This is a genomic window from Streptomyces sp. NPDC012825 (genome assembly GCF_042900925.1).
GTDB lineage: Bacteria > Actinomycetota > Actinomycetes > Streptomycetales > Streptomycetaceae > Streptomyces.
The window spans coordinates 132,040-157,822 of sequence record NZ_JBIBBZ010000009.1 but is presented as its reverse complement, the minus strand read 5'-3'; the positions used below and the strand labels follow the sequence as shown (position 1 = coordinate 157,822).

Here is a 25,783-nt window from a genome sequence, read left to right as displayed (position 1 = left end):
ACGGTTCGGACGTACGCATGACGCATGGAGGAGGCACGGTGGCGGGCGAGTCCCCCGACAGGGCGGAGCAGCAGGGGTCGTCGCGGGAGACGGCGGCGGCCTCGGGCGGCGGCGGCCGGGATCCCCGGCTTTCCGCGCTCCGGGAGTCAGAGCCTTCGTCGGCCGAGTCGATCGCGTCGTCCTCGGCGGAGGCCTCGGCGTCCTCGTCCGAGGCTCCGGACTCCCCGGTGCGGGTGGACCGGCCGACCGCCGTGTTCAAGAACCTGACGCCGCGTACGTCCGGCGACGACGCCCCGAAGGGGGACGCCGAGCCGGAGGAGCCGGACTCGGACTCCGAGGCGGACTCGGAGTCGCCGGAGTCGTCGGAGGAGGCGCCGGAGCCGGAGAGCGAGCGGCTCAAGGCGGCCGTGGCGGCGTGGGTCGCCACCACGGACGAGCCCGAGGACCCGGTGAAGCCCGCCGGGGAGCCCACCGCGTCCGAGGAGACCCCGGAGCCCGCCGAGGCCGTGGACGGGGCGGAGACGGACGAGGACGGGACGGCTGCCGCGCCCGTGGACGCCGACACCGACTCCGACGGTGCCGACTCCGACGACGAGGCCCCCGCCGAGGACAAGGCGTCCGCCGACTCCTGGTTCGCCGCCCGGAAGCCGGACGCCGACGCGAGGCCCGGGGCGACGAAGGCCCCGGAGCCCGCCGAGGAGGCCGACGACGCGGAAGACGCCGAGGTCTCCGAAGACGCCGACGACGCCGAGGACTCTCAGGACGTCGACGACGAGAAGCCCGTCGACCAGCCGACGGCCATGTTCAAGATGGTCCGTCCGCCCGTGGACCAGCCGACGACCGCCCTGAAGCTTCCGGCCGGTTCCGTGGGCACGGGTACGGGCACGGCCGCAGGCACGGACACCGACAGCGACAGCGAGCGCACCAGCACCTTCCTGCCGCTGCGGCCCGACATCCCGGCCGAGCGGAAGGCACCGGAGGCCGAGACCGCCCCCAGGGAATCCAAGGAAGCCAAGGCCTCCGACGCCCCCGTGCCGGCGGCGCTCACCGAGCCGGAGCGGACCCGGCAGCAGCCGCTGCCCCCGCTCCCCCCGCTCGACCTGCTCGCGGAGCTGACGAACACCCCGCCCCCGCCGCCGAGCCCGCTGCGGACGACCCTCCGCCGGGTCCGGATCTGGACCCCCCTGGTCCTGCTCCTCCTGATCGTCTTCGCGATCGCGCAGATGGTCCGCCCGCTGCCCGCGCCCGCCCTGAAGCTCTCCGCCGCACCGACCTTCACCTTCGAGGGCGGCGAGCTGAAGATGCCGTGGCCCGGCGAGGGCCAGGGCGCCGTCGAGGTCGAGGGCGTCGGCTCCATGGGCGCGTACGGGCCGCAGAAGCCGGCTCCGATCGCGTCCGTCACCAAGACGATGACGGCGTACGTGATCCTCCGCGACCACCCCCTCAAGGGGAAGCAGAACGGTCCCGAGATCGCGATCGACAAGAAGGCCGCCGACCAGGGGAAGGCGGCGCACGAGTCGAAGGCGCCCGTCCAGGAGGGCCAGACCTTCTCGCAGAAGGAGCTGCTCCAGCTCCTGATGATCCCCTCCGCCAACAACGTGGCCCGGCTGCTCGCCCGCTGGGACGCCGGTTCCGAGGCCGCGTTCGTCGAGAAGATGAACGCCGCCGCCAAGGAGCTGGGCATGACCCAGTCCACGTACACGGACCCGTCCGGCCTGCTGGACAGCACGGTCTCGACCCCGAAGGACCAGCTCAAGCTGGCGAAGGCGGTCATGCAGTACGAGGTGTTCCGCGACATCGTGAACCTGCCGGAGGTCACCATCGACGGCATCCCCGGGACGATCTACAACAACAACAGCATCCTGCTGAAGCCCGGCGTCAGCGGCATCAAGACCGGCTCCTCCACCCCGGCCGGCGGCAACCTGCTCTGGTCGGCGAACACGATCGTCGACGGCCAGAACCGCCGCATCCTCGGCATCGTGATGGGGGCCAAGAACGCCCGGATCCTCGACGACAAGCTCAAGCTCTCCATCGACTACAGCTACGAGCTGATCAAGCAGGCGCAGGAGGACGTCACCTCGGCGGCCGTGGTCCGCAAGGGCCAGGTCCTCGGCTACGTCGACGACGGACTCGGCGGAAAGACCCCGGTCGTCGCCACCAAGGAGCTCAAGGCGGTCGGCTGGCCGGGCCTGAAGGTGACGCTGGACCTCACCGACGGCGGGAAGAGCGTCCCGCACAGCGGCAGGGCGGGCGACGTCGTCGGCCAGGTCTCGATCGGCACGGGCGCGGGCAGGGTCAGCTCCCCGGTGGCCCTCCAGGCCGACCTGGCGGAGCCGGGCTTCGACAAGAAGCTCACCCGCGTGGGCTGACCGGGCGGGTCGACCGACCGGCAGGACGCCCCGGTTCTCCGGGGCGTCCTGCTGTTAGCGTTTCCGGGGGACGAGAAGCGCGCGTGGACCTCCGCGCGGAGTGAGACGGGACGTACGGGAAAGGGCCGCAGTGACCACCGCCGAGCCGACACGCGCCGACCGCGCGGACCTCCCCCCGGATCCCTCGGGCCCCTCGGACCGGTCGGTCCCGTCCGATCCGTCCGACGGCACCCCCCTCGCGTCCGGGGGCGCCGCCGTCCCCGGCACCCTCACCGGAACCGTCGCCGCCCCCGCGGTCCCTTCGCTCTCGCGAATACCGCTTCCGGCGCAGCGGCCCGCCCCGGAGACGATCGCTCCGGCCCGGCGGCGCAAGCGCCGCCACACCGTCCTGGTGGCCACGGGACTCGCCGCCCTCACCCACGTCCTCTGGTTCTTCCTCTTCGCCAACAGCGGCGGGGACCTGGCCGCGCAGGACGCGTGGGCCGAGTTCGTCGGACGGCACCCGGACTCCGCGTACAACCTCGCCTGGTACGGCGGGATGCACCCGGTCTCGTACAGCGTCGTCTCGCCGTACCTGATGTCGGTGCTCGGCGTCCGCACCACGATGATGGTCGCGGGGACCCTGTCGGCCGCGCTGACCGCGCTGATCCTGGTGCGGGTGCGGGCCGTCCGCAATTCGATGGCCTGCGCGGTCGCGGGCGTCTTCGCCTTCCTCTGCAACGCCCTGTCCGGCCGGGTGACCTTCGGCCTCGGCATGATGTTCGCGGTCGGCGCGGTCGCCGCCGTCTTCTGCTGGCCGCACCGCTGGCGCCGCAAGCGCTGGGCCAAAGCGGTGGTCGCCGCCCCGCTCGCCGGGCTCGCGACCGCGTGCAGCCCGGTCGCCGGCCTCTTCCTCGGGGTGGCGGCGGCGGCGCTCTTCCTCAACAAGCGGCGCCCCGGCGCGTACGCCCTCGGCCTCGCCCCCGTGGTCGTGGTCGCCCTCTCCTCCTGGCTCTTCCCCTTCTCGGGCACGCAGCCGATGGCCTTCGGCTCGGCCGCGCTGCCGATGGTCTTCGGGGCCCTGATCGTCCTCCTCGTGCCGAAGGACTGGCGGACGGTCCGCGTCGCCGCCGCCGTGTACGTGGTGGGCACCTTCCTCACCTGGGCGATCGACTCCCAGATCGGCTCGAACATCTCCCGGCTGCCGATGCTCTTCGCCGGGGTCGTGCTGCTCGCCGCCCTGCCGTACACCGCGCCGCGCTCGCGCCGCTGGTACGCGCTGCTGCTCGCCTTCGCGGGCCTGAACTTCTGGATCGGCTTCAAGGGCGTCGACGACGTCATCCGCACCGCCCCGGACGCCTCCTGGGCGCGCGAGCTGGCCCCGCTGGTCCACCAGCTCCAGGTGCGGGGCGCGGGCAAGGCGCGGGTCGAGGTCGTGCCGGCCTCCAGCCACCGCGAGTCCTCCGCGCTCAGCCCGTACATCAACCTGGCGCGGGGCTGGAACCGGCAGGCCGACATGGAGCGCAACCCGCTCTTCTACGACGACACCCTCAACGCCGTGAACTACCAGGACTGGCTCGACCGCTGGGCCGTCCACTTCGTGGTCCTGCCGACCGGCGCCCCCGACTCGGGCGCCGAGCGGGAGGCGGAGCTGGTCGACGAGGGACTGCCGTACCTGAAGCAGGTCTGGTCGGACGCGAACTGGCGCCTGTACGAGGTCGCGGACCCGACCCCGCTGGCGGAGCCGCCCGCCCGGGTCGAGAGCGTGGCGGCGAACGAGGTCGTCATCCGGGTCGACAGCCCCGGCCGGGTCCTCATCCGCGTGCCGTACTCGCCGTGGCTCGCCCTCATGGACGAGCACGGCGGCAAGATCGAGCCGCCGCAGGAGACCGAGGAGTCGAAGCTGGCCCGCGAGGAGTCGGAGACCGAGCTTCCCAAGGTCTTCGCCAACGAGGAGGGCTGCCTGTTCCGGACGGAGGCGGACGCGGAGGGCGACGAGTGGACGGAGCTCCTCGCGCCGAAGGCGGGCGTCTACCGCCTCGGCTCCCCGTACAAGCTCTCCCGGGGCACGGCCTGCCCGGAGGAACTGCGCTGAGCCGCCGCCCTTAGGAGACCTCCGCAGGGTCCCCGTGCGCCTCCACCGAGTCGCGAAAACGGACATTCCGGACAAGGATGTCGGTGCGTGGACCGTGGTGCCCCGCACGGCGCCTTCTGGAGGTGGACAGGGATGTCCGAGCTCATCGTCATCGGCTACGACGACCCCGCCGAGGCCGAGCGGGCCCTCGGCACGGTGCAGGACCTGCAACGGGACCACGTCGTGCGCCTGAACGGGCTCGCGACGGTCTCGGTCGACGCCGAAGGGCGCACCCACGTCGACACCTCCGCCCGGGTCGTCGCCGCCACCGCCGCCACGGGCGCCCTGTGGGGAGCGATCTTCGGGATCCTGTTCCTGCTGCCCGGCGTCGGCCTCGTGACGGGCGCGGCCCTGGGCGGCCTGGTCGGCGGACTCGCCAAGTCGGGCGTCGACGACCGCTTCCGCGAGCAGGTGGGCGACCTGCTGAAGCCGGGCTCGGCGGCGGTCGTGCTCATGGCGTCGAAGCTCACGGACGACAAGTTCACGGCGGCGATGCGGCCGCACGGCGGCACGGTCCTGAAGACCTCGCTCAGCGACGAGGACGAACGGGAACTGACCGAACGGCTCACGGGCCGCCCGGACGCCCCGGGCCCGGTCCACGTCTCCGCCACGACTCCCTAGGCCCCCCGCCTCCGCCACCACGGCCCCGCGGGCCGGGACCCGGGACCCGGGACCCGCCCGTGCGTGCACGGGAGTCCGCCCCGTACGCGCGCGGGAGCCCGTACCGCCGCACGCACGCGGCCCCGCCCCCTCCCTCCCCCACCCGAAAGGCCTCCCATGCACCCCGCGCTCAGTGCCGACGCGCTCGCCGAGCTGCGCCGGCCCCGCCCGTACCCCGCCGTGTCGCTCGTGATGCCGACCCACCGCCGCGAGCCGGACAGCGCCCAGGACCCCGTACGGCTGCGCAACCTCCTCGCGCGGGCCGAGAAGGCCCTGGACGAGGACCCGGGAGTGACGCGGGAGCGGCGCGCGGACGTGCTCGACCAGCTGGAGCGGGCCGCCGCCGAGATCGACCTCGTGCACGCGGAGGACGGCCTGGTGGTCTTCGTGGCGCCCGGCGAGCACCAGGTGTGGACGGTGGCCCGGGAGGTGCCGGAGCGGGTGGTCCTCGCGGACACCTTCCTCACCCGCAACCTCGTCGCCGCGCAGGCGGCCGAACGCCCGTACTGGGCGCTGACCGTGGCCGCCGACCGGGTCTCGCTGTGGAGCGGCGGTCCGGAGCGGACCGTCGAGCACACGGGGGACGGCTTCCCGTTCACGCGGAGCCTGGAGCCCCAGGACGTGGAGCGGGAGGAGCGGGTCGGGGAGGTGCCGAGCACGTTCCAGGACGAGGACACCCGCACCTTCCTCCGGGACGCGCACCAGGCGCTGCGGACCGTCCTCGCGTCCGAGCCGCGTCCGCTGTACGTGCTCGGCGAGGCGCCCGCCGTCTCGCTCCTGGAGGAGACCGGGTCCCTGCCGCAGGGGACGGTCCCGGTCCACCAGGGCGGCCTGGGGCACGGGCCGGCCGAGGCCGTGCGGAAGGCGCTCGAGCCCCTGACGGAGGCCCACGAGGCGGCCCTGACGACCACCGTCCTGGCCGAACTGGACGCGGCCCGGGGCCGGCGGGAGTACGCCGGCGGCCTCGACGAGGTGTGGCGGGCGGCGCGGGAGGGCCGGATCCACCTGCTCGCGGTCGAGGAGCACTACCGGGCGGCCGTACGGGACCACGGGGACCACCTCGAACCGGCGGAGGCCTCCGACCTGGACGCCCGCGACGACATCGTGGACGAGATCGTCGAACAGGCCCTGGAGACCGGTGCCGAGGTGCGGTTCGTCCGGGACGACTCCCTGTCCGACGTCGCCCGCATCGCCGCCGTACTGCGCTACTGACTCCCGGAGACCCTCATGAACACCACCCCCTCCCGCACCACCGCCGGAAAACGGCTCCGCACCCGGGCGGCGGGCGCCGCCGTCGCCGTCGTCGTCACCGCGCTCGGCGCGGCCGGCCTGGTCTCCTGCGACTCGGGGGGCGACGAGGGCGGCGCCCCGACGTTCAGCGGCGCCCCCACGCCGCCCGACACCGCCTCCTTCTCCGGCGGGGCCCCCTCCGGCCTCGCCTCGGCGGCGTCCTCGGCGGCCTCCGCCGCGCGCGAGTCGGCGTCGTCCGCGGCGGCCTCGGCCTCCGCGCGGGAGTCGGAGCGCGCGGCGTCGATCGGCGCCGAGACGGAACGTTCCCGCAAGCAGGCCCAGGACGCCCTGAAGGGCGTGGAGGGCCGGGGGAACGCCCTGGGCGAGATCGCGCTGACGGGCAAGCCGAGAGCCGACGCGAACGGCCTGCTCGCCGTGGTCGTCACCATCACCAACAAGACGGACGAGAAGGCCTCGTACGCGGCCCAGGTCGACTTCCTGGACCCGTCGGGCAAGGTCGTCGAGACCCGGTACGCGGGCGCCGAGGAGCTGGCACCGGGCGACCGGAAACAGCCCCTGGTCGTCAGCCGGCAGCCGGCCGAACCGGTGCTGACGGCGAGGCTGACCAAGGCGCAGAGGTACTGAACCGCTGTCGCACCCCTCCACAGAGGAGACCCCCATGTCCGAACTCATCGTCATCGGCTACGACGACCACGCCGTGGCCCGCAAGGCGTTCAAGACGGTCCAGAAGCTGCGCGACGACCATGTCGTCGAACTGAAGGGCCTGGCGGTCGTCCGGGTCGACGAGGACGGCGAGACCCATGTGGACACCCCCGCGAAGACGGAGGAGATCGCCCTCTCGGCCACGGCCGGAGCACTCTGGGGCCTGGTCCTCGGCATGATCGTCCTGACCCCCGGCATCGGAGTGGTCGGCGCGGCCCTCGGCGGCCTCATCGGCAAGCTGAACCAGATGGGCGTCGACCGGGGCTTCCGCCAGAAGGTGAGCGACCTCCTCGCCCCCGGCTCGGCAGCGCTCGTCGTCATGGCCACCAAGATCACCGAAGACCGTTTCGCCACGGCCGTGGAACCCTTCGGCGGCACCGTCCTCAAGACCTCCCTCCCGGAGGAGAGCGAACGGGAACTCGCGGAGCAGCTGACGGGATCCACCGGGGCGGCCTGACACGACGCCGCCCACGGGCCTCCGGCACGTGGGCGGCCGGGCCTTCCGCGATCGCCGGTCGGCGTCCTGCCCGGCCGGTGGCCCGTGCCGACCGGCCGCGCCGGAGCCACTGCGGGGCGTCCGGCGTTCAGGCCCTGTGCCTCTCGCCGCACCGGGGGAACGCGGCCCGGCTCCTGGAACGAGGTGGGAGATCCCCCAGGGGGAGGACGAGCCCGGGCAGGACGATCTCCGGAACCGGTCCGCCGATCACGCGGGCATTGCGGCGCCTGTGGAACCACGCGCGGACGCCTGCTCGGACGCAGGCCCGGCGGGCGACCCTGGCGCGTCGATTCCCGTCACGGCGTCGGGCCTTGAACTGCCGGTGCCGTATGCGGTCGGCCTGCATCCGGACGGCATCCGCGGAGTCGCCGGGATGCACGGCCTTGAGCACGACGGCGATGCCGGCGGCCAAGGTGCGGATGAGCACGATCAGTGACATGAGCAGCAGCAGGGGAAGGACGACGTACCAGGACGCGCCCTGAGCGAGAAGTTCCGCGATCAAGCCGTTCATCGTTTCCTCGGTGCCGATGGTGCAGGCTCGCCGGCCTCGGTACCTCCTTTCAGCACGAGGAAGGGCCCCCGATCACCGGAGGCCCTTCCTTCGTCGCGGCGGGTCTCCCCGTGTGACGCGCCGCGAGCGTTGCCGCGCAGGTGGTTCCTTACAGCCGCACCACCTGCCGGGGCAGGTTCGTACGAACCGTCTCCTCGCTGTCGGGGGCGAGGACGAGCCGGGGCAGGGTGACGGCGCACTTCGGTGTGACGAGCCCGAACCACCATGACACGAAGCCGCTCCACGCGGCCCCGAGTGTCGCGATCGAGTTGATTACTGTGGTTAGCATCCTTTGCGCTCCTATGCCGTTTCCGCTCAACCTCCGGGTCGGGAAACCGCGGGGCCGAGCCGGGACGGGTCCCGCGCACCTGCCGGTGGGACGCGGGACCCGCTTCTCGGACGGGGGTGCTGGTTCCCCCCGCCCCCGAACGGACCGGAGTCGCCGGGCCGTACGGGAGCGGGGTGCTCCAGCCCTCCCTCAGGCGTGCGGAGGTTCGTAACCGAGGTGCCGGAACCTGCCCTGCCGGTAGGCCTTGTTCACCTTTCGCACCGCCCTGTACTTCGCCTGCGCGACCGCCTTGACGGTGGTCGGCGGGTCGACCCACTCGGCCACGACGGCGTTGTCCTCGCCCAGGACCTGGGCCAGAACGTAGACCTGGGCCTCCTGAGGGGTGAGGACACCGGATTCGATGACCCCGCGCGCGGCTTCGAACAGCTCGGTGTTGTGCAGCAGCACGCTGTCGAGCTGCTCGTCGCCGTGCTGCCGCTGACGCAGCGCGTCGAGCGTCTCGTCGCCCACCAGAACCTCGATCGTGGTCCGTAACCTGCTCAGCGCCTTGGTCACGCAGCTGTTGAGATAGGGGTCGAGTTCCTCGACCGGGCCGCGCCTCAGCAACCTGCGCTCGAGGCCGACGAGGATCTGCTGCCACATGTCCTCGGCCATCGGCCGGCCGGCCTTCTTCGCCATGCGCGCGATGTGCATGCCGGACTGCTCGACGGCACGTGCCAACTGCTCGCGCGTCTCGTCCGAGTGTTCACGCGGCGCGTCGGCCGAGGTCTCGTCCCCGGACGCGGTGAGCTCATCGCCTTCGGACGTCGTCCGCACCGGCGGTTCGAGGGATGCCGAGCTCGCGCCGCGCATCTCTTCAGGCATCGGGTGCTCCTGAGTCGGATTGAATCGGTCTTCAACCCTCAGGCGCGGCAGACCGTCCCGGTCACCGAAACCTCCGACTTTCCTCCCGGCGACCACCGAGGCCGTGGACATCACGCGCCACGACCTCGGCACGTCCGCCACTGCCGAAACCCGTACCGGTTCCTCCGCCCGACGCGCGTTGACACTGTCCGGATCGCGACGAATTGCTCGGACTGGCCGGCCTGTGCCTCGGACACACCGCTCGACGCTTCGGGCGACTCAGCGATGAAGCCCTCGCGCCGGCGCAGTCGCCGGCGACGCGGGCCGAGGCCGACCCGACGGACGTGGACGGTCGGGCCGTCGACGGCTACGACGACGCCCGGAGCTTCCTGCACCTGTGGTGACGGCCGTCGTCGCCGTGATCGGTCAGGCTGCGTTCACCCTGCTCACCAGGGCTCTGAGGCGCTTGTCGGCGGCGTGCTTGTTCCGCCAGATGATGTAGAGGCGGATCATGCCGTCCTGGGCCTTGTGGCTGGGGTGGTCGGTCCCGTCGAGGGTGAAGTAGCGCAGGGCGGTGAACCGGGCCTCGATCCGGTCGAGCCATGAGCTGTTGGTGGGGGTGTAGGCGATCTCGACGTTGTTCGCCGCGGCCCGGGTCCCGACCCGCTGGCATCATTTGGTCGTCGGATGGGGTGAGCAGTCGTCGCAGATGATCGCGATGCGCGTGCTGACCGGATGGGGCGAGCGCAGGTAGCGACAGAACTCCAGGAACTTCGACCTGTTCTTTGTCTTCTCGATGTGCCCGTAGAGCTGGTCCTTGCGCAGGTCGTAGACGGCAACCAGGTGCCGGACCCCGGGCGGGCGGGTGCAGGCCGCGCGGCGGCGCGGACGCGGTTCACGGTCGGGGTTCTGCCCCGCGTTGTGATGGAGATCCTCGGACACAGTCAGATCAGCATCACCACGGACATCTGCACGCACGTCGTCCAAGACATGCAGTGTGAGGAGATCAGCCACATGGACCGGCTGCTCACGCATCGCGCACGCACGTCAGGCCGGTCGGGAGTCCAGTTGCCGGGAGCTCGGCCATACACCGAACAGCTGAGGCTTGCCGCCGCGGGCTCGCTCGTAGCAACACCTGTCATTGGAGCGGATGGCAGCCCGGCACGGCCGGGCGACCCCCAGTAGTAACCCCGATGACAGCTACTTTCCGCTGGGGTTCCGAACGTGTCGACGTATGGAGGTCATGGAGCGCATAGCGCCGTTGCGAGGCCCCGCGGCGTGTCACCGGCACTGCTCGGCAAGCTCGTCAGCGGCCAGTGCGCCGCCTCCGCCCGGCTCCCGTGGGCCATCTTCGAGGAACTGGTCGTCATCACCTTCCCGAGCCCGTCGAGCAGGTTGCGACGTACAGAGATTTACGGCAGCATCGCCGGACGGGCCGGATAGGCGGCCTGTTCCGGCACTGCGCTGCCCCGCCCGCAGTGCCAACAGAGGGACGAAGAAGCCAGCGCTGCACCTGTCGTGGTTGAAACCTGCTCTTGCGCGCCCAAACTCGGGCGTACCGATCAGTTTTCGAGTGTTCAGGGGCGGCAGCGCTCGAGGACGGATCGCACCATGGCCGCCGGTGGTCGCCTCACCCGCCTTGCCCGCACCCGAAGCTGCTACTCCGGGGAGCCGTTCCAATACGCGTCGGAAGCCCTTCGAGCCCATCGCCATGCTCCATTGCTTCCGGACGCTCGCGGCGGACAAGCACTCCTCGAAGCTCAGGTGATGAAGGAACTTGGCCGCGGAGGGGAGTGGTGGGCACATCCGGTCGGAATCGCCGGCATGCGTCTGACGCCTGGACAATCCGTGGTGGTCCTCGACAGTCACAGTGGGTCCCGCCCCGGCCGGAAGTTCCCGATGGCCGACTATGCGCTGGCGCATCTGCTTCCGTCTGCAGAACCCGGCGTCCAGGTCAGTGGTGTGATGCGGCTGCGTGTCGTTGCAGTACGCAACGCGGATCTTCATCTCGAATTGGTCGGCACCGAAAGTCGATTGGTCCTGAGGGGAGCCCCGGGTACCCGCTGGCGTCCCTTGCTCGCACAACGAAGGCGCGACCTGGAAGAGGGCGGTCTCGTGCCCTTGTGGGGTGTAACCGGGCCGTCGCCCTACGAGCTGGAGGACGAGCATCAGTTCGCCTCACTCACGCAAACGGATCGGGATCTGGCGTGGCTCGGCTCAGAACTCCTTCGCCGCATCGCGATCTTTCAGAACTTCAGCACCGCTTACTCGACTCGCGCCTGGATCACCGGGGACGAGTGGATCTTCGAGCTGGATACGCATCGCGACGCATCCCTCGAACACGACGCGTTTCTCGACCGCCTTATGGACGATATCTGGGGTCTGCCACTGAGGATCAGGCGCCGCTACTGCGACTGCAGTCTGCAGGGGACGGCACGCGGCTATCAGTGCACGTTCTACCTGGAGCACCAGAGCCCCGGCGTGCGAGGGGTGATGCAGATCCGCTTCAGGTGGGGGGACACTGTCTACGGCGACGATGTTCGGCGGAGGCTGGAAGACCTCAACGCCAATCGAGACTGGCTCGACAGAGTGCTGCCCCGCCGAACCGCCCAGGCCAGTGGCCCGGCCGTCCGGAAGGGCGGAGCCCGATGAACTGGGACAGCCTTGCCCTGCTGATCCTGGCTCTGTCGGGTGCCTTGAGCCTGTTGCTGTCGCAGGCCCGCGATGTCTTGGCGAAGACAGCAGAGGTCATCCACGCCTGGCGTGAAATTCGGCAGAGCCTGCGGGCAGAGGACAGGCCGCCGAGCCGACAGGACCTGCCGCGCGACGGAGGCGACTGATCGCCGGCGAGCCGAGGTGGCCTTGTCGATGCCCATCTGAAGAACGCCGTCGACAAGGCTCATCGCGCGGACGGAGCCCGTGCCCTGGGGCTATTGCGTGCCTTCGGCGCACGTGGCGACTGCCTTCGGCAGACCGGTGAAGTCGGTCTTCAGCGGGCTGAGGCGCTGGAGGCTGGAGAGCCTGATGGTTTTCTGGGTCGGGCACTGTTCGTCCAGGACCTGAGTGGCCAGAACGTAAAAGGTCCACTGGTCGAGGTTCAGGGGTTCGAGGGTCTGCTTGTCCCGGTGGTGCAGCAGGCAGAAGACGTACACGTCTGAGCGCCGCAGTACGTCGGCAGAGGCTGTGCCGGTCTGGGCGTCCCAGCCGGAGGCCGGCCTGATGGAGAACGAGATCTCCGACGGCTGTGACTGCGCCCATGACTGCAGGTACGCCGCTGACTTCACCTCGACGCGCCACTTTTCGGGCGTACGGATATCCACGGTGTCCCATTCGGCGCGGGTGCCAGTGGTGGCGTCGAGCGCTGTGGCCACGAGGTACTCAGCCAGAACACCCCGCATGGTGTTGTTGGCCAGGTCAGAACACGCCCAGCTCCAAAAGTCACCCAGCCTTCCCACCGTTTCACCGCTGGCCCGTATGGGCTCTGCGCCACTGCGGCGCGTGATGACCAGCGGACCGAGATCGGCACTCATGTTGTCCTCCACACGGCGATGCAGGGCGACGCTGAGCCTGACAGCAGGCACTGACAACAGCGGCGGGCTCGCCGGAGGAAGACTTATCACGGGCCTGACCGAGGTGGCTCGGACCCGTCGGACGTTCGCTGGGAGCTGTCTGGGCTCTCAACGGATTCGCCGCTTGTCCAAGGTGCTCGGCCACTCCTTGATCACCATCACGGCCGACATGTACACGAGTCTGTTTACCGAGACGGGCCTGGCGATCGCCGAGGCCGCAGCCCGGCTCGTACCGCGCCCGCACGACCTTCGGGAACATCGCTCCCGCACTGGCGCCCGAGCGAGACCGGGCGGAAGGGTCCGTGCCGGACGGTGCTGATCCGGCGGGCGATGTTCGGAAGAACAACTCGTCGTCCGCTCCCGCACCGTTCAGGCGAACAGCCCCGGACGACGAGTCCGAGGCCGAATGAACCCCTCCCTGGGGATGAACCCCAGGTCGGAGCGGTACCGCATGGTGCCCCCGGCAGGATTCGAACCTGCGACACCCGCTTTAGGAGAGCGGTGCTCTATCCCCTGAGCTACGAAGGCGGGGAGTCGTCGTGTCTTCCGGGCTGGGCCCGGAGGTCGACCGACCGCTGACAGCGTAGCGGATGGGGCTTGTGGAGGTCGCACCCCTTCGGGTGGGTGTGGGTGGGAGGTCGGGTCCGTGGGGTGGGACGGGGGGCCCCGGGGTGTCGTTCCCGGTTGACCTCCCGGAGCGGGGGCGCCTAGCGTCGGCCGTTCGGCGGGGTGAGTGTGTGGGAGGTGGGCCGGTGGGTGGTGGGGTCGAGAGGCTGACGGCCGACGGGGCGCCCTTCGCCGTCGAGGGCGGGGTGTACGCGAGCGGGCCCCGGACCCTGCGGGAGTTCGTGGAGGTGACCTGGGGGTACGGGGAGCGGACGTTCCTCGTGCACGAGGGAGTGCGGACGGGGTATCGGGAGTTCTTCGACGAGGCCTGCGGGCTCGCCCGGCGGTTGCTCGGGGAGTACGGGCTCGTGCCCGGGGACCGGGTCGTCGTCGCCATGCGGAACCTGCCCGAGTGGCAGGTCGCCTTCTGGGCCGCCCAGCTCGCCGGGCTCGTCGCCGTACCCCTCAACGCCTGGTGGACCGAGGCCGAGTTCGCGTACGCGCTCGACGACTGCGCGCCCCGCGTGCTGCTCGTCGACGGGGAGCGGGTCGGACGGGTGCGGGCGTGGGCCCGTGAGCGGCGGGTGCCCGGGATCGTCTTCCGCGGGGCCGGCGAGGAGGGGTTCGACGCCCACGTGCCCGACCGCGATCCGTACCTCGGGCCGCCCCCCGTCGACGTGCTTCCCGAGCACGACTCCACGATCGTCTACACCTCCGGCACCACCGGCCGCCCCAAGGGTGCCGTCGCCACCCACCTCGCGCAGGCCGGGGCCGCCATGAACCCCCGGTACTTCGCCGCCGCCGCGGCCCTCGCGCGCGGGGACGTGCCCGGCACCGGGCCCGCGCCCGTGTCCCTGACCACGTTCCCCTTCTTCCACGTCGCCGCCTTCACCTCGTTCTACGGCGTCATGGCGGCCGGCGGGACCCTCGTGACGATGCGGAGGTGGGACGCCGGGGAGGCACTCCGGCTGATCCGGGAGCACCGCGTCACCCACTACGCCGGGGTGCCCACCACCGCGCTCCAGCTCCTCGACCGCGCCCGGAGCGACGGCGACCCGCTGGAGAGCCTCACCCTGCTCAGCACCGGCGGCGCCCCCGCCCCGCCCGGGATCGTCGCCGGGCTCGCGGAGGCGTACGGGGAGCGCGTCGAGCCCCGCAACGGCTACGGGCTCACCGAGACCTGCGGCGGGGTCCTGGCGCACTTCGGCGCCGAGTACCGCGCCCACCCCGGCGCCGCCGGCCGGCCCTCGCCCGTCACCGAGGTGCGGATCGACCGGCCCGACGCGGACGGCACGGGGGAGCTGTGGCTGCGCGGGCAGTCCCTGGTCCGGGGGTACTGGGGGGACGAGGCCGCCACCCGGGCCGCCTTCACCGACGACGGCTGGTTCCGGACCGGGGACCTCGCCCGGATCGACGCGGACGGGCGGGTCGCCGTCGTCGACCGGCTCACCGACATGGTGATCCGAGGCGGCGAGAACGTGTACTGCGTCGAGGTCGAGGCCGCCCTGCACGCGCACCCGGACGTCCTCGACGCCGCCGTCCTCGGCGTCCCCCACCCGCTCCTCGGCGAGGAGGTCGTGGCCGTCGTGCGGCTGCGTCCCGGGGCCGCACCGGACGCGGAGGCGCTGCGGGCCCACGCCGGCGGGCGCCTCGCCGCCTTCAAGGTGCCCGCCCGCGTCCTCGTACGGGAGGAGGAGCTGCCCCGGAACGCGACCGGGAAGATCCTCAAGCGGGAGCTGCGGGGGCTGTTCGAAGGCAGGGAGGCGGTCAGTTCCGGGTGACGCGGATGCGGTACGTGCCGTCCGCCTCCTCGCCCAGGACCGTGATCCGGATGCCGTTCGCACGGTCCGTGAAGCTCTCGCCCGGACCGTACGGCGCGTCCGACAGCTCCGCGTGGACGTTGGCGCGGCGCGTGCAGCCGCCGCTCGCCCGCTCGCTGTCGGCGACGGTCACCGGGCCGTGGCCGGTGTCGACGTCGGACTCGACCCGGTAGACGAGGACGCCCGTGTCGCACACGGCCTCGTCGTTGCCGCCCGGGCCGCGGACCTCGATCGCGTACCCGGAGGTGCCGGAGAGGGGGACGAAGGCGAGTTTGTGACCGCCGGGGTCGGCGAGCGGGGTGAGGGCGTACTCGGTGGTGCCGGTGGCCGAGGCGCAGCTCACCTGCTCGTTGTCGAGCCAGCCCAGCTTCCACTTGTGCCAGGCGAGCAGGTCGTTGTTGGCCCCCCAGTCCTCGGACATGATGTCCCAGTGCCCGACGGAGCCGCCGCCGTCGGCGGTGTAGAGGTCGGGCAGGCCGAAGACGTGCCCGTTCTCGTGCGGCAGGACCCGGTAGCCGGTCTCCGCGAAGCTGCCGGAGCCGTCGTCCTGGCGGCTGTAGACGAAGGACGTGTTGGCGAGCGGCACGCCGTCGGCGTACGGGGCGTCGTCGTTGCCGGAGAAGGTCACGGACAGGACGGTGTCGAGGGCCGAGGGCCCGGCGTTCGGCGTCACCAGGACGTTGACCAGGTCGTACGCACTGAAGTCCACGCGCTCGTCGGCCGCCTTCACGATGTCCTCGACCAGGGAGCGGTAGCCCGGCTCGTACGGGGAGCCGCGCTCGATCCCGTACGCGGAGAACGCCCGGGGCATCCGCAGCCAGTCGGGTATCGGGGCCTCGGCCCGGTAGTGCAGGCGGCCGTACGAGCTGACGCGGAACCAGTCGGCCGTCTGCGGGAAGAACTCGCGGAAGCGGCTCATCGCCGTGCCGTCACCGACGGCGTCCGGGAAGTCGACCATCAGGTTGAGGGCCCTGACGAGACCCGTGGAGCGCACGTACCCCGGGGCGGTGGGCAGTCCCTCCGACATCTGCACGCCCAGCGTCGTGGCGATGCGGCACGGCGCCAGCTGCGCGCTGCTCGACGCGGCGGCCACCGGCCCCGCCGAGGCCCGTACGGGCTCGGGGAGGGTGGTGCTGGCGGAGGCGAGCAGGGTCAGGGAGAGCGTCGTGGTCGCCGCCAGGGCGACGGGTCTGCGTATCCGTCGGCGGGGGTGCTGCATGCGTCGCCTCTCCGGTGGGGGCAGGTCGGCGGACGGATCCGTCTCCGCGTGCGGGCGGGATCCGCGCTGTGCGATCAGCCTGGGACGGACGGTCCGGGCGCGCGCGCCGGGTGGCCCGATCGTGGGTATTCCGTGAAACGAGGCGTATGTGACCGGGGTCACAGAACTGGCCGGAAATAACCGGGGAGCGTGTCCCCGTTTACGCCTGTGTCGAGAGAAGTGGGGAACCTTTCCCCGGATGGGCTCGACCAGCGGAACCCGTCGTAGCCCGACGGGCCCCGTGGATCCCATGACCCCGTGATCCCGTAGTTCCGAGGAGGACGTGACGTGACCAGTGACACCGGCGCCGCGCCCGCCCGCCGCGCACCCCGGCCGCGGGCCGACGCCCTGCGCAACCGCGAGCGGATCGTGACGGCGGCCCGCGAGATGTTCGTCGAGTTCGGCGCCCAGGTGCCGTACGACGAGATCGCCCGCCGCGCCGGCGTCGGGAACGCCACGCTCTACCGGAACTTCCCCGAACGCGACGACCTCGTCCGCGAGGTCGTCCTCTCGCTCCTGGCCCGCGTCACCGAGCTCGCCGAGCGGGCCGCCGCCGAGGAGGACGACACCTTCGCCGCCCTCCGGCGCTTCGTCCACGGCGCCGCCGACGAGCGCGTCGGCGCCCTCTGCCCGATGCTCGACGGCGGCTTCGACCAGGACCACCCCGACCTGGTGGCCGAGCGCGGCCGGCTCGAAGAGGTCGTCCAGGACCTCGTCGACCGGGCGCAGCGGGCCGGCCGGCTCCGCGCCGACGTCGGCGTCGGCGACCTGATGGTGGCGGTCTCCCAGCTCACCCGCCCGCTGCCGGGCACCGCCTGCGCCGCCTTCACCCCCTTCGTGCGCCGCCACCTGCAGCTGTTCCTCGACGGCCTGGAGGCGCCCGCCCGCTCCGAGCTGCCCGGGGCGGCCGTCACCCTGGAGGACCTGAGACGCGACTCCTGCCCGTCGTGACCCTTCCGTAGGCCCCCGTCACGGGCCGCCCTCCTGCCCGGGCGCCCGCACAGACTTACGTCCCTTTTCCGTCAGTACGCACCAAGAGGTGGCTCCACCCATGCCGAAAATCGCCGACAACCCCGCGCGCGCCGCGCTCGTGCCCGACCCCGGGCGCTGGAAGGCCCTCGTCTTCATCGCCCTCGCCCAGCTGATGGTCGTCCTCGACGCGACGATCGTGAACATCGCCCTGCCCTCCGCCCAGCAGGACCTCGGGATCTCGGACGGCAACCGGCAGTGGGTCATCACCGCCTACGCCCTCGCCTTCGGCGGACTGCTCCTCTTCGGCGGCCGCATCGCCGACCTGTGGGGCCGCAAGCGCACCTTCATCGTCGGCCTGGCCGGCTTCGCCGCCGCCTCCGCGCTCGGCGGGGCCGCGACCGGCGAGGCCATGATGCTCGGCGCCCGCGCGCTCCAGGGCGCCTTCGGCGCGCTCCTCGCGCCCGCCGCGCTCTCGCTGCTCGCCGTGACCTTCACCGACGCCAAGGAGCGCGCCAAGGCCTTCGGCATCTACGGCGCGATCGCCGGTGGCGGCGGCGCCGTGGGCCTGATCCTCGGCGGCTTCCTCACCGAGTACCTGAACTGGCGCTGGACCTTCTTCGTCAACATCCCGTTCGCCGTGGTCGCCGCCGTCGGCGCGTACCTCGTCGTCCGCGAGCCGGCGGACGGCCGCAACCGCTCCCCGCTCGACGTCCCCGGCGTCATCCTGTCCACCCTGGGCCTGGTCGCCCTCGTGTACGGCTTCACCCGCGCCGAGTCCGAGGGCTGGAGCGACGCCGGCACGATCGGCCTCTTCGTCGGCTCCGCCGTGCTGCTCCTGGCCTTCGTGGCCACCGAGGCGCGCGTGAAGTCCCCGCTGCTCCCGCTGCGCGTCCTGGCCGACCGCAACCGCGGCGGCGTCTACCTGTCGCTCGGCCTCGCCGTCATCGCGATGTTCGGCCTGTTCCTCTTCCTGACGTACTACCTCCAGGTCGTGAAGGGGTACTCGCCGGTCAGGACGGGCTTCGCGTTCCTCCCGATGATCGTGGGGATGATCACGGGCTCGACCCAGATCGGCGCGCGCCTGATGACCCGCGTCCCGCCGCGCCTGCTGATGGCCCCGGGCTTCCTGACCGCCGCCGTCGGCATGCTGCTCCTGACGCAGCTGGAGATCGGCACCTCGTACGCCGGTCTGATCCTGCCCGCGCAGCTGCTGCTCGGCCTGGGCATGGGCACCGCGTTCATGCCGGCGATGTCGCTCGCGACGCACGGCGTGGACCCGCGCGACGCCGGTGTGGCCTCCGCGATGGTCAACACCTCGCAGCAGGTCGGCGGCGCCATCGGCACCGCCCTCCTGAACACGATCGCGGCCTCGGCCACCACCGCCTACCTGACCGGCCACGCGGCCGGCGCCACCACCCCGGCCGCCCGGAAGCTGCTCCAGCTCCAGGGCATGGTCGAGGGGTACGCGGCGGCCATCTGGTGGGCGGTCGGCATCCTGGCCGTCTCGGCCGCGATCGCCTTCGCGTTCATCAACACCGGGAAGCCGGGGAGCGGCGTGGTCGCCGGGTCCGGCACGGACGTGGACGACGAGGTGAGGATCCCGGTCGTCGCCCACTGACCGCCGGAAACCCCCGCGTCACTGCCCCGGCCCCGCGTGTACGTGCGTACTCGGCGGAGCCGGGGCAGGTCCGCATCCGGGTCGGTCGGTCTCGGCGGAGCCGGGGCAGGTCCGCGTCCGGATCGGTCGGTCTCAGCGGAGCCAGGGCAGGTCCGCGTCCGGGTCCGTCGGTTCGAGGCCCTCGGCCATCACCCGCATGATCTCGCCGAGCTGCTTCACCTGCTCCGCCGAGAGCCGGTCGAACAGGGCCTGGCGCACGGCCGCCACGTGGCCGGGCGCGTTCCGCCGGAGGACCTCCATGCCCTCGTCCGTGAGCCGGGCGAACTGGCCGCGCCGGTCGGAGGCGCAGTTCTCGCGCCGCACCCAGCCGTTCTTCTCCAGGCGGGCCACGGCGTGGGAGAGCCGGGAGCGGGTGATCTTGACGTCCTTGGCGAGTTCGGTCATCCGCATGCGGCGCCGGGGCGCCTGGGAGAGCTGGACGAGCAGACCGTAGTAGAGGTGCGGCATCCCGGCGTCGCGCTGCAACTGGCGGTCGAGATGGTCCTCCAGGAGCGTGGTGGCGTGGAGGTAGGCGCGCCAGACGTGGTGTTCCCCGTCGGTGAGCCAGCGCGGTTCGGTCATGTCTCCCATGGTTCCCATCGTACGACTCGTTCTTGAATGTTGAACTAATTCGGCCTATGCTGCTGTCCAGTGAGCTTGAAGTTTCAAGAACATTGGTTCGCGAAGGAAGCCGGAGGTGGCCGCCATGGACCCCGTGCAGGCACGGATGCCCGCCCTCTACCTGTCCCACGGGGCCCCGCCGCTCGCCGACGACCCCGTCTGGCCCGGCGAGCTGGCCGCCTGGTCCGCCGGCCTCCCGCGCCCGAGGGCGATCCTCATGGTCTCCGCCCACTGGGAGGAGGCCCCGCTCGCCCTCGGCGCCACCGAGACCGTCCCCCTCGTGCACGACTTCTGGGGCTTTCCCGAGCACTACTACCGGGTCGCGTACGCGGCCCCCGGCGCGCCCGCGCTCGCCGAGAGCGTCCGCAAGCTGCTCCGCGCCCCCGGCACGCCCGTGCAGGACATCCCGGACCGGGGGCTCGACCACGGCGCGTACGTGCCGCTCGTCGAGATGTTCCCGGACGCCGACGTCCCCGTGCTCCAGATCTCCCTGCCCACCCTCGACCCGCGCCGCCTCATGGACGTCGGGCGCCGGCTCGCCCCGCTGCGCGACGAGGGCGTCCTGATCGTCGGCAGCGGCTTCTTCACCCACAACCTGGCCGCGCTCCGGCACCCCGGGGGCGGCGTGCCCGGCTGGTCCGCCGAGTTCGACGCCTGGGGCCACGAGGCCCTCGCCGCGCGGGACGTCGACGCCCTGCTCGACTTCGCGCACGCGTCGCCCGCCGGGCGCCTCGCCCATCCCCGTACCGAACACTTCGCCCCCCTCTTCGTCACCCTGGGCGCGGCGGACGCGGCCGGGGACCTGGACACGGAGCGGTCGGTCATCGACGGCTTCTGGATGGGCCTGGCCAAGCGGTCCGTGCAGTTCGGCTAGTCAGCGGAACGCGGGCGCGTTCAGCTCGACCGAGCGGACGGCGGCCGCGAGCGCGAGCGGACCGCCCACGTCGAGCGCCGTGTCCGTGAACTTGATCGTGTGGTCGTCGCCGTGCGCCGCCGCCCGCGCGAAGACCTCCTCGGGGGTCAGGGAGGTCGCCTCGTACGGGGCGGCCTCCACCGGGGTGTACGCGGCGGTCACCGCGGCCGACGCCGCCCAGGCCGCCGACAGGCTCGGCGCCCACAGCGCGCGGGGGAGCGCGGGCAGGGCGCGCAGGACCGCGTTCGGCGCGGTCGCCGCGTGCACCAGCATCACCGGTTCGCCGTAGCCGTGGGTCGCGTACCGGTGCGCCGCCGCCGCCACCAGCTCCGTGAGCCGCGCCTTCGCCGTGTCCGGGTCCGGCGCGTCGCCCCACACGGGGAAGGCCGTGAGCTGCGCGAGCCGGTGCCGGATCCCACCGTCCTGCTCCGGGACCGGCGGTACGGCGTCGAGCGCGGCCGCCGCCGTCGGCGCGGCGGCCAGCGGGGCGAGCGGCGGGAGCGGCTGGTGGCGGGCCGCCCAGTAGCCGAGGGCGTGCGCCAGCTCGGCCAGGCGTGGGGCCGTCGCGCCTTCGGGGGACGCCAGCAGGGTCCGTACGGCGTGGCCCGTGCGGATCACCGGGTGCGTCGCCCCGGCCGCGATCCCGGGGAGCAGTCGGGCCCACCACTCGGCCAGGACCGCCCGCCAGGGGTGCTCCGCGAGCTCCCGGGCGAAGAACCGGGTCCAGTCGGTGCTCCGGGCCGGGTCGCCGAGCGCCTCGCGCCAGCCGTCCGCCGTGACGGGGGCGTACGGGGGCGGCGGCTCCTCCAGCTTGTCCGCGTAGTGATCCAGCCAGCGGTGCACGGCGGCGGCCTGCCCGTGGCGGACCAGCGCCTCGACGGCCATCGGGGCGTGGTTGCTGAGCCGGCCGTCGCGCTCGGGCCCGGAGGCGTGGAGCCGTTCGAGGGCCTCGTCCAGGGTGCCGGTGGTGTCGGTCATGGACCGACGGTAGGGCGGGGGAGGAGGACGGCGGAACGGGCGCGGGGCCTAGGTCGGGGGGCTCCGGAGACCTAGGTCCCGTCCGGCGCGCCGCGCCCGGGCCCCGCTTCCCGGCCGGGCAACCACCCGCCCCCGCCCCGCGTCTGAAGGGGTGGCGCCGCATGTGATCGCGGTCTCACCGACAGTGCGGTCGAGGGCCCCGCGAGAGGCGCCGCTCCACCCCCCGCGTCCGGCCTGACCTGCGCCTCCGCAGGTCTCCACGGCATGTCCGCAGGGGCGGAAGCCGCGCAGGATACTGCATGATCGCGAAAATCCATGTGCCGGGTGGGAATTCTGTCCTGATTCCAGTCGTTGTTTCCGTCGGATGCAGGGCACCCGAAAGGGTGTCGTGACCTACTCAGCAAGGGAGCACGCATGGCAACCCGTGCCGTCGCCCGCCGTCAGACCTCCGCCCGCAGCGGGGCACAGCGGGCGAGCAGCGTTCGCGCCGTGGGCGGGGAGATCGCCGACCGCGACCTGGTCGGCATGTACCTCGACGAGATCGCGCGCACGCCCCTGCTCGACGCCGCCAAGGAGGTCGAGCTCTCCCAGACGATCGAGGCCGGGGTCTACGCCCGGCAGATCCTCGACGGCGCTGTGACATCAACCGCTACCGCGGCGGGGGAGACCGAGGCGGGCGGCGCGTCCCGCGAGGAGCTCGAAGCGCTGGTCGCCGAGGGCGAGCGTGCCAAGGACCTCTTCATCAAGTCCAACCTGCGGCTCGTGGTGGCCGTCGCCCGGCGCTACCCGCGCAGCGGGCTCCCCCTGCTCGACCTGATCCAGGAGGGGAACGCGGGCCTGGTGCGCGCGGTCGAGAAGTTCGACTACGCGAAGGGCTTCAAGTTCTCCACGTACGCCACGTGGTGGATCCGGCAGGCCATCACCCGCTCCATCGCCGACCAGTCCCGCACCATCCGGCTCCCCGTCCACCTGGTGGAGGAGCTCGGCCGGATCCGGCGCGTGCAGCGCGAGTTCAACCGGGAGCACGGGCGCGAGCCCGAGCCCGCGGAGATCGCCACCGAGCTGGGCTCCACGCCCGAGCGGGTCGTGGACGTCATGGACTGGGCGCGCGACCCCGTCTCGCTGAACATGTCGGTGGACGACGAGGGCGAGACCCAGTTCGGCGACCTGTTGGAGGACACCTCCGCGATCTCGCCCGAGCAGTCGGTGCTCACGCTGCTGCGCAGCGAGGAGCTGGACGACCTCATCGACAAGCTGGACCACCGCACGGCCTCGATCATCCGCATGCGGTACGGCATCGAGGACGGGCGCGAGCGGACGCTGACGGAGGTCGGCAAGGAGCACGGCCTGACCCGCGAGCGGATCCGCCAGATCGAGAAGCACGCGCTCCTGGAGCTGAAGAAGATGGCCCGCGACACGGGCTTCGACGCGGTGGCCTAGAGCTTTTCCGCGATCGGCCGGGGCCCGGGGACGGTTGCGTCCCCGGGCCCCGGCCGCCGTGTCTATCCCCGCACCGACGCCGCCAGGCGTCCCGCCAGGTCCTCCACGTACGCCCGCAGGGGTTCCGGGCCGTGGACGGTGAAGGGGGCGTCGACCAGGGCCAGGCGGAGCGCCAGCCACTCGACCGAGTCGGCGGCGCGGGCGCGCAGGCGGCAGGCGGCGGGGCCCGTCGCGGCCGGGACCAGGTGGGACGGGAGCCGGGCCGTCACGAAGTCGGCCGGGGCCTCGAAGGAGACGTCCAGGTCCAGCTCCGGCTGCGACCGGGCCATCGAGCGGGTGAGCATCTGCGCCGCGTCGCCCGCCGGCAGCTCGCGCGGGGTGAAGCGGGCCCCGGTGGCCAGCGGGTCGCTGACCCGGTCGACCCGGAAGGTGCGCCAGTCCTCGCGCCCCAGGTCGTACGCGACGAGGTACCAGCGGTACCCGGTGGAGACCAGCCGGCAGGGCTCGACCAGGCGCTTCGTCTCGGCGCCGTCGCCCGCCCGGTAGCCGAAGCGCAGCTTCTCCCGCCCGGTGACCGCGCCCGCGAGCGCGGTCAGGGTGGCGGGCGCGACCGTGGCGCCGTCGCCCCTGGTCAGCGGGATCGTCGCGTTCTGGAGGGTGGAGACCCGGTGCCGCAGCCGGGCGGGAAGCACCTGCTCCAGCTTCGCCAGGGCCCGTACGGACGCCTCCTCGACGCCCTCGATGGCGTGCCCGGCCCCGGCGCGCAGGCCGACCGCGATGGCGACGGCCTCCTCGTCGTCGAGGAGCAGCGGCGGCAGGGCCGTACCGGCGACGAGGCGGTAGCCGCCCTCCGCGCCCAGGGTCGCCTCGACCGGATAGCCGAGGTCACGGAGCCGGTCGATGTCACGGCGGATGGTGCGCGGGGAGACCGAGAGGCGCTCGGCGAGTTCGCTTCCGGGCCACTCGCGCGGGGTCTGGAGGAGCGAGAGCAGATTCAGGAGTCGTGCCGGGGTGTCCGTCATGCCGTCCAGGATGCGGCCGATCTAGGACACCACCTGACCTAGATGACTCCTATCTTTCTTCGTATGAGTTCACACGACGCCGTCACGGACGCGGCGAACCCGGCCGGGCCCGGCGCCCGCCCCGCCACCGGTCCCGTCTCCGACCCCGGTACCGACCCCGGCGACAAGCGGCGCTGGATCGCCCTCGCCATCGTCATGACCGCCGCCTTCATGGACCTGGTCGACGCCACGATCGTCAACATCGCGATCCCCAGCATCGAGCGGGACCTCGGCGCCTCCTTCGGGGCCATCCAGTGGATCACCGCCGGGTACGCGCTCGCGTTCGCCGCCGGGCTGATCACCGGCGGGCGGCTCGGCGACATCTACGGCCGCAAGCGCCTCTTCCTCCTCGGCACCGCCGGCTTCACGCTCGCCTCGGCGCTCTGCGGCCTCGCCGCCAACCAGGAGATGCTGGTCGGCTCCCGCCTCCTCCAGGGCGCGGCGGCCGCGATGATGGTGCCGCAGGTCCTGTCGATCGTCCACGCCACCTTCCCCGCCCACGAGCGCGGCAAGGTGTTCGGTCTCTTCGGCGCGATCGTCGGCCTGGGCGCGGTCTCCGGGCCGCTGCTCGGCGCCCTGCTCACGCAGTGGAACATCGCGGGCCTGGAGTGGCGCCCGATCTTCCTCATCAACCTGCCGGTCGGCGTCGCGGGCCTGCTCCTGGGCCGGAAGTTCATCACCGAGTCCAAGGCGCCGAAGGCGCTCCGGCTCGACCTGGTCGGCGTGCTCCTGGTGACGGCCGCGCTCCTCATGCTGATCTACCCGCTGACGCGCGGCCGCGAACTGGACTGGCCGCTGTGGGGCCACCTGATGATGGCCGGCAGCCTGCCCGTCTTCGGCGCCCTCGTCGCGTACGAGAAGTACAAGACGCGCAAGGACGGTTCGCCGCTCGTCGAGCTGTCCCTGTTCAAGGTGAAGAGCTTCGCGGCCGGCATCGCGGTCCAGCTCACCTTCGGCGTCGTGATGGGCATCTTCTTCCTGGTCTGGACGCTCTACATGCAGATCGGGCTCGGCTGGAGCGCGCTGCGGGCGGGCCTCACCGGCGTGCCGTTCTCGATCGCGGTCTCGGTGGCCGCCGGCCTCTCGGTGCAGAAGCTGGTGCCGCGCTTCGGCCGCAAGGTGCTCCAGGCGGGGGCCCTGACGATGACGGCGGGCGTCCTGCTCTACCTCTTCGAGGCGGGCCGGTACGGGACGGGGATCGCGTCCTGGCAGATGATCCCGCCGCTGGTCGTCATGGGTCTCGGCATGGGCCTGATCGTGGCGCCGCTGACGGACGCGGTCCTCTCCGAGGTGCCGCGCGAGCACGCCGGTTCGGCCTCGGGCCTGATCAACACGACCACCCAGATGGGCAACGCGCTCGGCCTCGGCCTGGTGTCGGTGGTCTTCTTCGGCGTCATCGACGACGAGCGCCTCGCCAAGGCCCCGGCGGAGACGGGCGCGGCCTTCACGGACGCCTTCCAGAACGCCATGGGCTGGGTGGCGGGCGTGCTCGCCGTGATCTTCCTGGTGATGTTCGCGCTGCCCGCGAAGCCGAAGCAGCACCTGGAGGGCGGCGGCGACGAGCCCGCCCCGGCGCCCGGCGTCGAGAAGGAGCCGGCGCTCACGCACTGAGCAC

At 72.2% G+C, this 25,783-nt stretch carries 24 protein-coding genes, 1 tRNA gene and 1 pseudogene; 16 read left to right on the top strand and 10 right to left on the bottom strand.

The window, feature by feature from the left end:
* The first annotated feature begins 17 nt into the window (after positions 1-17).
* The 6 genes from ACFY7E_RS20520 to ACFY7E_RS20495 all read left to right on the top strand — a co-directional run bounded on the left by ACFY7E_RS20520 (position 18) and on the right by ACFY7E_RS20495 (position 7,552).
* Positions 18-2,369: a D-alanyl-D-alanine carboxypeptidase family protein gene (locus tag ACFY7E_RS20520; protein WP_389486776.1), complete on the top strand. Its 2,352-nt coding sequence runs from the start codon at positions 18-20 to the stop codon at positions 2,367-2,369.
* A gap of 130 nt (positions 2,370-2,499) precedes the next feature.
* Positions 2,500-4,443: an MFS transporter gene (locus ACFY7E_RS20515; RefSeq protein WP_389486774.1), complete on the top strand. Its 1,944-nt coding sequence runs from the start codon at positions 2,500-2,502 to the stop codon at positions 4,441-4,443.
* Positions 4,444-4,575: 132 nt separating this feature from the next.
* Positions 4,576-5,103 (top strand): DUF1269 domain-containing protein, encoded by a 528-nt coding sequence (locus ACFY7E_RS20510; protein ID WP_389486772.1) that lies wholly within the window; start codon positions 4,576-4,578, stop codon positions 5,101-5,103.
* A 156-nt stretch (positions 5,104-5,259) separates the two neighbouring features.
* Positions 5,260-6,354: a chemotaxis protein gene (locus tag ACFY7E_RS20505; RefSeq protein WP_389486771.1), complete on the top strand. Its 1,095-nt coding sequence runs from the start codon at positions 5,260-5,262 to the stop codon at positions 6,352-6,354.
* Between the two features lie 15 nt (positions 6,355-6,369).
* Positions 6,370-7,017, top strand: coding sequence for a hypothetical protein (locus ACFY7E_RS20500; protein WP_389486770.1), 648 nt, complete (start codon positions 6,370-6,372; stop codon positions 7,015-7,017).
* 34 nt (positions 7,018-7,051) lie between these two features.
* Positions 7,052-7,552 (top strand): DUF1269 domain-containing protein, encoded by a 501-nt coding sequence (locus ACFY7E_RS20495; protein WP_389486768.1) that lies wholly within the window; start codon positions 7,052-7,054, stop codon positions 7,550-7,552.
* 127 nt (positions 7,553-7,679) lie between these two features.
* Here the strand turns inward: ACFY7E_RS20495 and ACFY7E_RS20490 are convergent, their stop codons facing one another.
* The 3 genes from ACFY7E_RS20490 to ACFY7E_RS20480 all read right to left on the bottom strand — a co-directional run bounded on the left by ACFY7E_RS20490 (position 7,680) and on the right by ACFY7E_RS20480 (position 9,294).
* Positions 7,680-8,093, bottom strand: coding sequence for a hypothetical protein (locus ACFY7E_RS20490; RefSeq protein WP_389486766.1), 414 nt, complete (start codon positions 8,091-8,093; stop codon positions 7,680-7,682).
* 157 nt (positions 8,094-8,250) lie between these two features.
* On the bottom strand, positions 8,251-8,430 hold the full coding sequence (locus tag ACFY7E_RS20485) for a hypothetical protein (RefSeq protein ID WP_389486764.1): 180 nt from the start codon (positions 8,428-8,430) through the stop codon (positions 8,251-8,253).
* Between the two features lie 189 nt (positions 8,431-8,619).
* Positions 8,620-9,294 carry a hypothetical protein gene (locus tag ACFY7E_RS20480; RefSeq protein WP_389486762.1) on the bottom strand — a complete coding sequence of 225 codons (675 nt, stop codon included), beginning with the start codon at positions 9,292-9,294 and terminating at the stop codon, positions 8,620-8,622.
* 203 nt (positions 9,295-9,497) lie between these two features.
* Between ACFY7E_RS20480 and ACFY7E_RS20475 the strand changes: the two genes are divergently transcribed.
* Positions 9,498-9,677 carry a hypothetical protein gene (locus ACFY7E_RS20475; RefSeq protein ID WP_389486760.1) on the top strand — a complete coding sequence of 60 codons (180 nt, stop codon included), beginning with the start codon at positions 9,498-9,500 and terminating at the stop codon, positions 9,675-9,677.
* 22 nt (positions 9,678-9,699) lie between these two features.
* Here the strand turns inward: ACFY7E_RS20475 and ACFY7E_RS20470 are convergent.
* Positions 9,700-10,185: pseudogene (locus ACFY7E_RS20470) on the bottom strand (transposase); the annotation flags it as partial.
* Positions 10,186-10,551: 366 nt separating this feature from the next.
* Here ACFY7E_RS20470 and ACFY7E_RS20465 point away from each other — a divergent pair.
* The 3 genes from ACFY7E_RS20465 (at position 10,552) to ACFY7E_RS20455 (ending at position 12,113) form a co-directional block, all read left to right on the top strand.
* Complete coding sequence (locus tag ACFY7E_RS20465) at positions 10,552-10,716, top strand: hypothetical protein (RefSeq protein WP_389486758.1); 165 nt, start codon at positions 10,552-10,554, stop codon at positions 10,714-10,716.
* 168 nt (positions 10,717-10,884) lie between these two features.
* A complete protein-coding gene (locus tag ACFY7E_RS20460; protein WP_389486756.1) occupies positions 10,885-11,925 on the top strand; it encodes a hypothetical protein in 1,041 nt (346 codons plus the stop codon).
* On the top strand, positions 11,922-12,113 hold the full coding sequence (locus tag ACFY7E_RS20455; RefSeq protein WP_389486754.1) for a hypothetical protein: 192 nt from the start codon (positions 11,922-11,924) through the stop codon (positions 12,111-12,113). Before ACFY7E_RS20460 ends, ACFY7E_RS20455 begins: the two co-directional genes overlap by 4 nt.
* Before the next feature lie 90 nt (positions 12,114-12,203).
* Here the strand turns inward: ACFY7E_RS20455 and ACFY7E_RS20450 are convergent, their stop codons facing one another.
* Entirely contained in the window at positions 12,204-12,803 is a 600-nt protein-coding gene (locus tag ACFY7E_RS20450) for a hypothetical protein (protein ID WP_389486752.1), read from the bottom strand.
* Between the two features lie 491 nt (positions 12,804-13,294).
* Positions 13,295-13,370, bottom strand: a tRNA-Arg gene (locus ACFY7E_RS20445).
* 224 nt (positions 13,371-13,594) lie between these two features.
* Here ACFY7E_RS20445 and ACFY7E_RS20440 point away from each other — a divergent pair.
* Positions 13,595-15,229 carry a class I adenylate-forming enzyme family protein gene (locus ACFY7E_RS20440; RefSeq protein ID WP_389486750.1) on the top strand — a complete coding sequence of 545 codons (1,635 nt, stop codon included), beginning with the start codon at positions 13,595-13,597 and terminating at the stop codon, positions 15,227-15,229.
* On the opposite strand, the gene ACFY7E_RS20435 is transcribed toward ACFY7E_RS20440, so the two are convergent.
* A complete protein-coding gene (locus ACFY7E_RS20435) occupies positions 15,216-16,487 on the bottom strand; it encodes a M6 family metalloprotease domain-containing protein (RefSeq protein ID WP_389486748.1) in 1,272 nt (423 codons plus the stop codon). The two genes, ACFY7E_RS20440 and ACFY7E_RS20435, sit on opposite strands and share 14 nt — an antisense overlap.
* Before the next feature lie 327 nt (positions 16,488-16,814).
* On the opposite strand from ACFY7E_RS20435, the gene ACFY7E_RS20430 reads away from it, so the two are divergent.
* Positions 16,815-17,477 (top strand): TetR/AcrR family transcriptional regulator, encoded by a 663-nt coding sequence (locus ACFY7E_RS20430; RefSeq protein WP_389486746.1) that lies wholly within the window; start codon positions 16,815-16,817, stop codon positions 17,475-17,477.
* A gap of 100 nt (positions 17,478-17,577) precedes the next feature.
* Positions 17,578-19,116: an MFS transporter gene (locus tag ACFY7E_RS20425; RefSeq protein WP_389486744.1), complete on the top strand. Its 1,539-nt coding sequence runs from the start codon at positions 17,578-17,580 to the stop codon at positions 19,114-19,116.
* 132 nt (positions 19,117-19,248) lie between these two features.
* Here ACFY7E_RS20425 and ACFY7E_RS20420 read toward each other — a convergent pair whose 3' ends face one another.
* Positions 19,249-19,755, bottom strand: a complete 507-nt coding sequence (locus ACFY7E_RS20420) for a MarR family winged helix-turn-helix transcriptional regulator (protein WP_389486742.1) — start codon at positions 19,753-19,755, stop codon at positions 19,249-19,251.
* Between the two features lie 106 nt (positions 19,756-19,861).
* Here ACFY7E_RS20420 and ACFY7E_RS20415 point away from each other — a divergent pair, with 106 nt between their 5' ends.
* Entirely contained in the window at positions 19,862-20,650 is a 789-nt protein-coding gene (locus tag ACFY7E_RS20415; protein ID WP_389486740.1) for a dioxygenase, read from the top strand.
* Here ACFY7E_RS20415 and ACFY7E_RS20410 read toward each other — a convergent pair whose 3' ends face one another.
* Positions 20,651-21,667 carry a questin oxidase family protein gene (locus tag ACFY7E_RS20410; RefSeq protein WP_389486738.1) on the bottom strand — a complete coding sequence of 339 codons (1,017 nt, stop codon included), beginning with the start codon at positions 21,665-21,667 and terminating at the stop codon, positions 20,651-20,653.
* A gap of 414 nt (positions 21,668-22,081) precedes the next feature.
* Between ACFY7E_RS20410 and ACFY7E_RS20405 the strand changes: the two genes are divergently transcribed.
* Positions 22,082-23,107, top strand: a complete 1,026-nt coding sequence (locus ACFY7E_RS20405) for an RNA polymerase sigma factor RpoD/SigA (RefSeq protein ID WP_389486736.1) — start codon at positions 22,082-22,084, stop codon at positions 23,105-23,107.
* Positions 23,108-23,169: 62 nt separating this feature from the next.
* On the opposite strand, the gene ACFY7E_RS20400 is transcribed toward ACFY7E_RS20405, so the two are convergent.
* Positions 23,170-24,129 carry a helix-turn-helix transcriptional regulator gene (locus ACFY7E_RS20400; RefSeq protein WP_389486734.1) on the bottom strand — a complete coding sequence of 320 codons (960 nt, stop codon included), beginning with the start codon at positions 24,127-24,129 and terminating at the stop codon, positions 23,170-23,172.
* A 63-nt stretch (positions 24,130-24,192) separates the two neighbouring features.
* On the opposite strand from ACFY7E_RS20400, the gene ACFY7E_RS20395 reads away from it, so the two are divergent.
* Positions 24,193-25,779 carry an MFS transporter gene (locus ACFY7E_RS20395; protein WP_389486732.1) on the top strand — a complete coding sequence of 529 codons (1,587 nt, stop codon included), beginning with the start codon at positions 24,193-24,195 and terminating at the stop codon, positions 25,777-25,779.
* Positions 25,780-25,783: the final 4 nt, after the last annotated feature.

Coding starts and splice junctions, on each gene's coding strand:
- ACFY7E_RS20520 (WP_389486776.1), top strand. CDS start 18: ATGACGCATGGAGGAGGCACGGTGGCGGGCGAGTCCCCCGACAGGGCG.
- ACFY7E_RS20510 (WP_389486772.1), top strand. CDS start 4,576: ATGTCCGAGCTCATCGTCATCGGCTACGACGACCCCGCCGAGGCCGAG.
- ACFY7E_RS20505 (WP_389486771.1), top strand. CDS start 5,260: ATGCACCCCGCGCTCAGTGCCGACGCGCTCGCCGAGCTGCGCCGGCCC.
- ACFY7E_RS20500 (WP_389486770.1), top strand. CDS start 6,370: ATGAACACCACCCCCTCCCGCACCACCGCCGGAAAACGGCTCCGCACC.
- ACFY7E_RS20495 (WP_389486768.1), top strand. CDS start 7,052: ATGTCCGAACTCATCGTCATCGGCTACGACGACCACGCCGTGGCCCGC.
- ACFY7E_RS20485 (WP_389486764.1), bottom strand. CDS start 8,430: ATGCTAACCACAGTAATCAACTCGATCGCGACACTCGGGGCCGCGTGG.
- ACFY7E_RS20480 (WP_389486762.1), bottom strand. CDS start 9,294: ATGCCTGAAGAGATGCGCGGCGCGAGCTCGGCATCCCTCGAACCGCCG.
- ACFY7E_RS20460 (WP_389486756.1), top strand. CDS start 10,885: ATGGCCGCCGGTGGTCGCCTCACCCGCCTTGCCCGCACCCGAAGCTGC.
- ACFY7E_RS20455 (WP_389486754.1), top strand. CDS start 11,922: ATGAACTGGGACAGCCTTGCCCTGCTGATCCTGGCTCTGTCGGGTGCC.
- ACFY7E_RS20450 (WP_389486752.1), bottom strand. CDS start 12,803: ATGAGTGCCGATCTCGGTCCGCTGGTCATCACGCGCCGCAGTGGCGCA.
- ACFY7E_RS20435 (WP_389486748.1), bottom strand. CDS start 16,487: ATGCAGCACCCCCGCCGACGGATACGCAGACCCGTCGCCCTGGCGGCG.
- ACFY7E_RS20425 (WP_389486744.1), top strand. CDS start 17,578: ATGCCGAAAATCGCCGACAACCCCGCGCGCGCCGCGCTCGTGCCCGAC.
- ACFY7E_RS20420 (WP_389486742.1), bottom strand. CDS start 19,755: ATGGGAACCATGGGAGACATGACCGAACCGCGCTGGCTCACCGACGGG.
- ACFY7E_RS20415 (WP_389486740.1), top strand. CDS start 19,862: ATGGACCCCGTGCAGGCACGGATGCCCGCCCTCTACCTGTCCCACGGG.
- ACFY7E_RS20410 (WP_389486738.1), bottom strand. CDS start 21,667: ATGACCGACACCACCGGCACCCTGGACGAGGCCCTCGAACGGCTCCAC.
- ACFY7E_RS20405 (WP_389486736.1), top strand. CDS start 22,082: ATGGCAACCCGTGCCGTCGCCCGCCGTCAGACCTCCGCCCGCAGCGGG.
- ACFY7E_RS20400 (WP_389486734.1), bottom strand. CDS start 24,129: ATGACGGACACCCCGGCACGACTCCTGAATCTGCTCTCGCTCCTCCAG.
- ACFY7E_RS20395 (WP_389486732.1), top strand. CDS start 24,193: ATGAGTTCACACGACGCCGTCACGGACGCGGCGAACCCGGCCGGGCCC.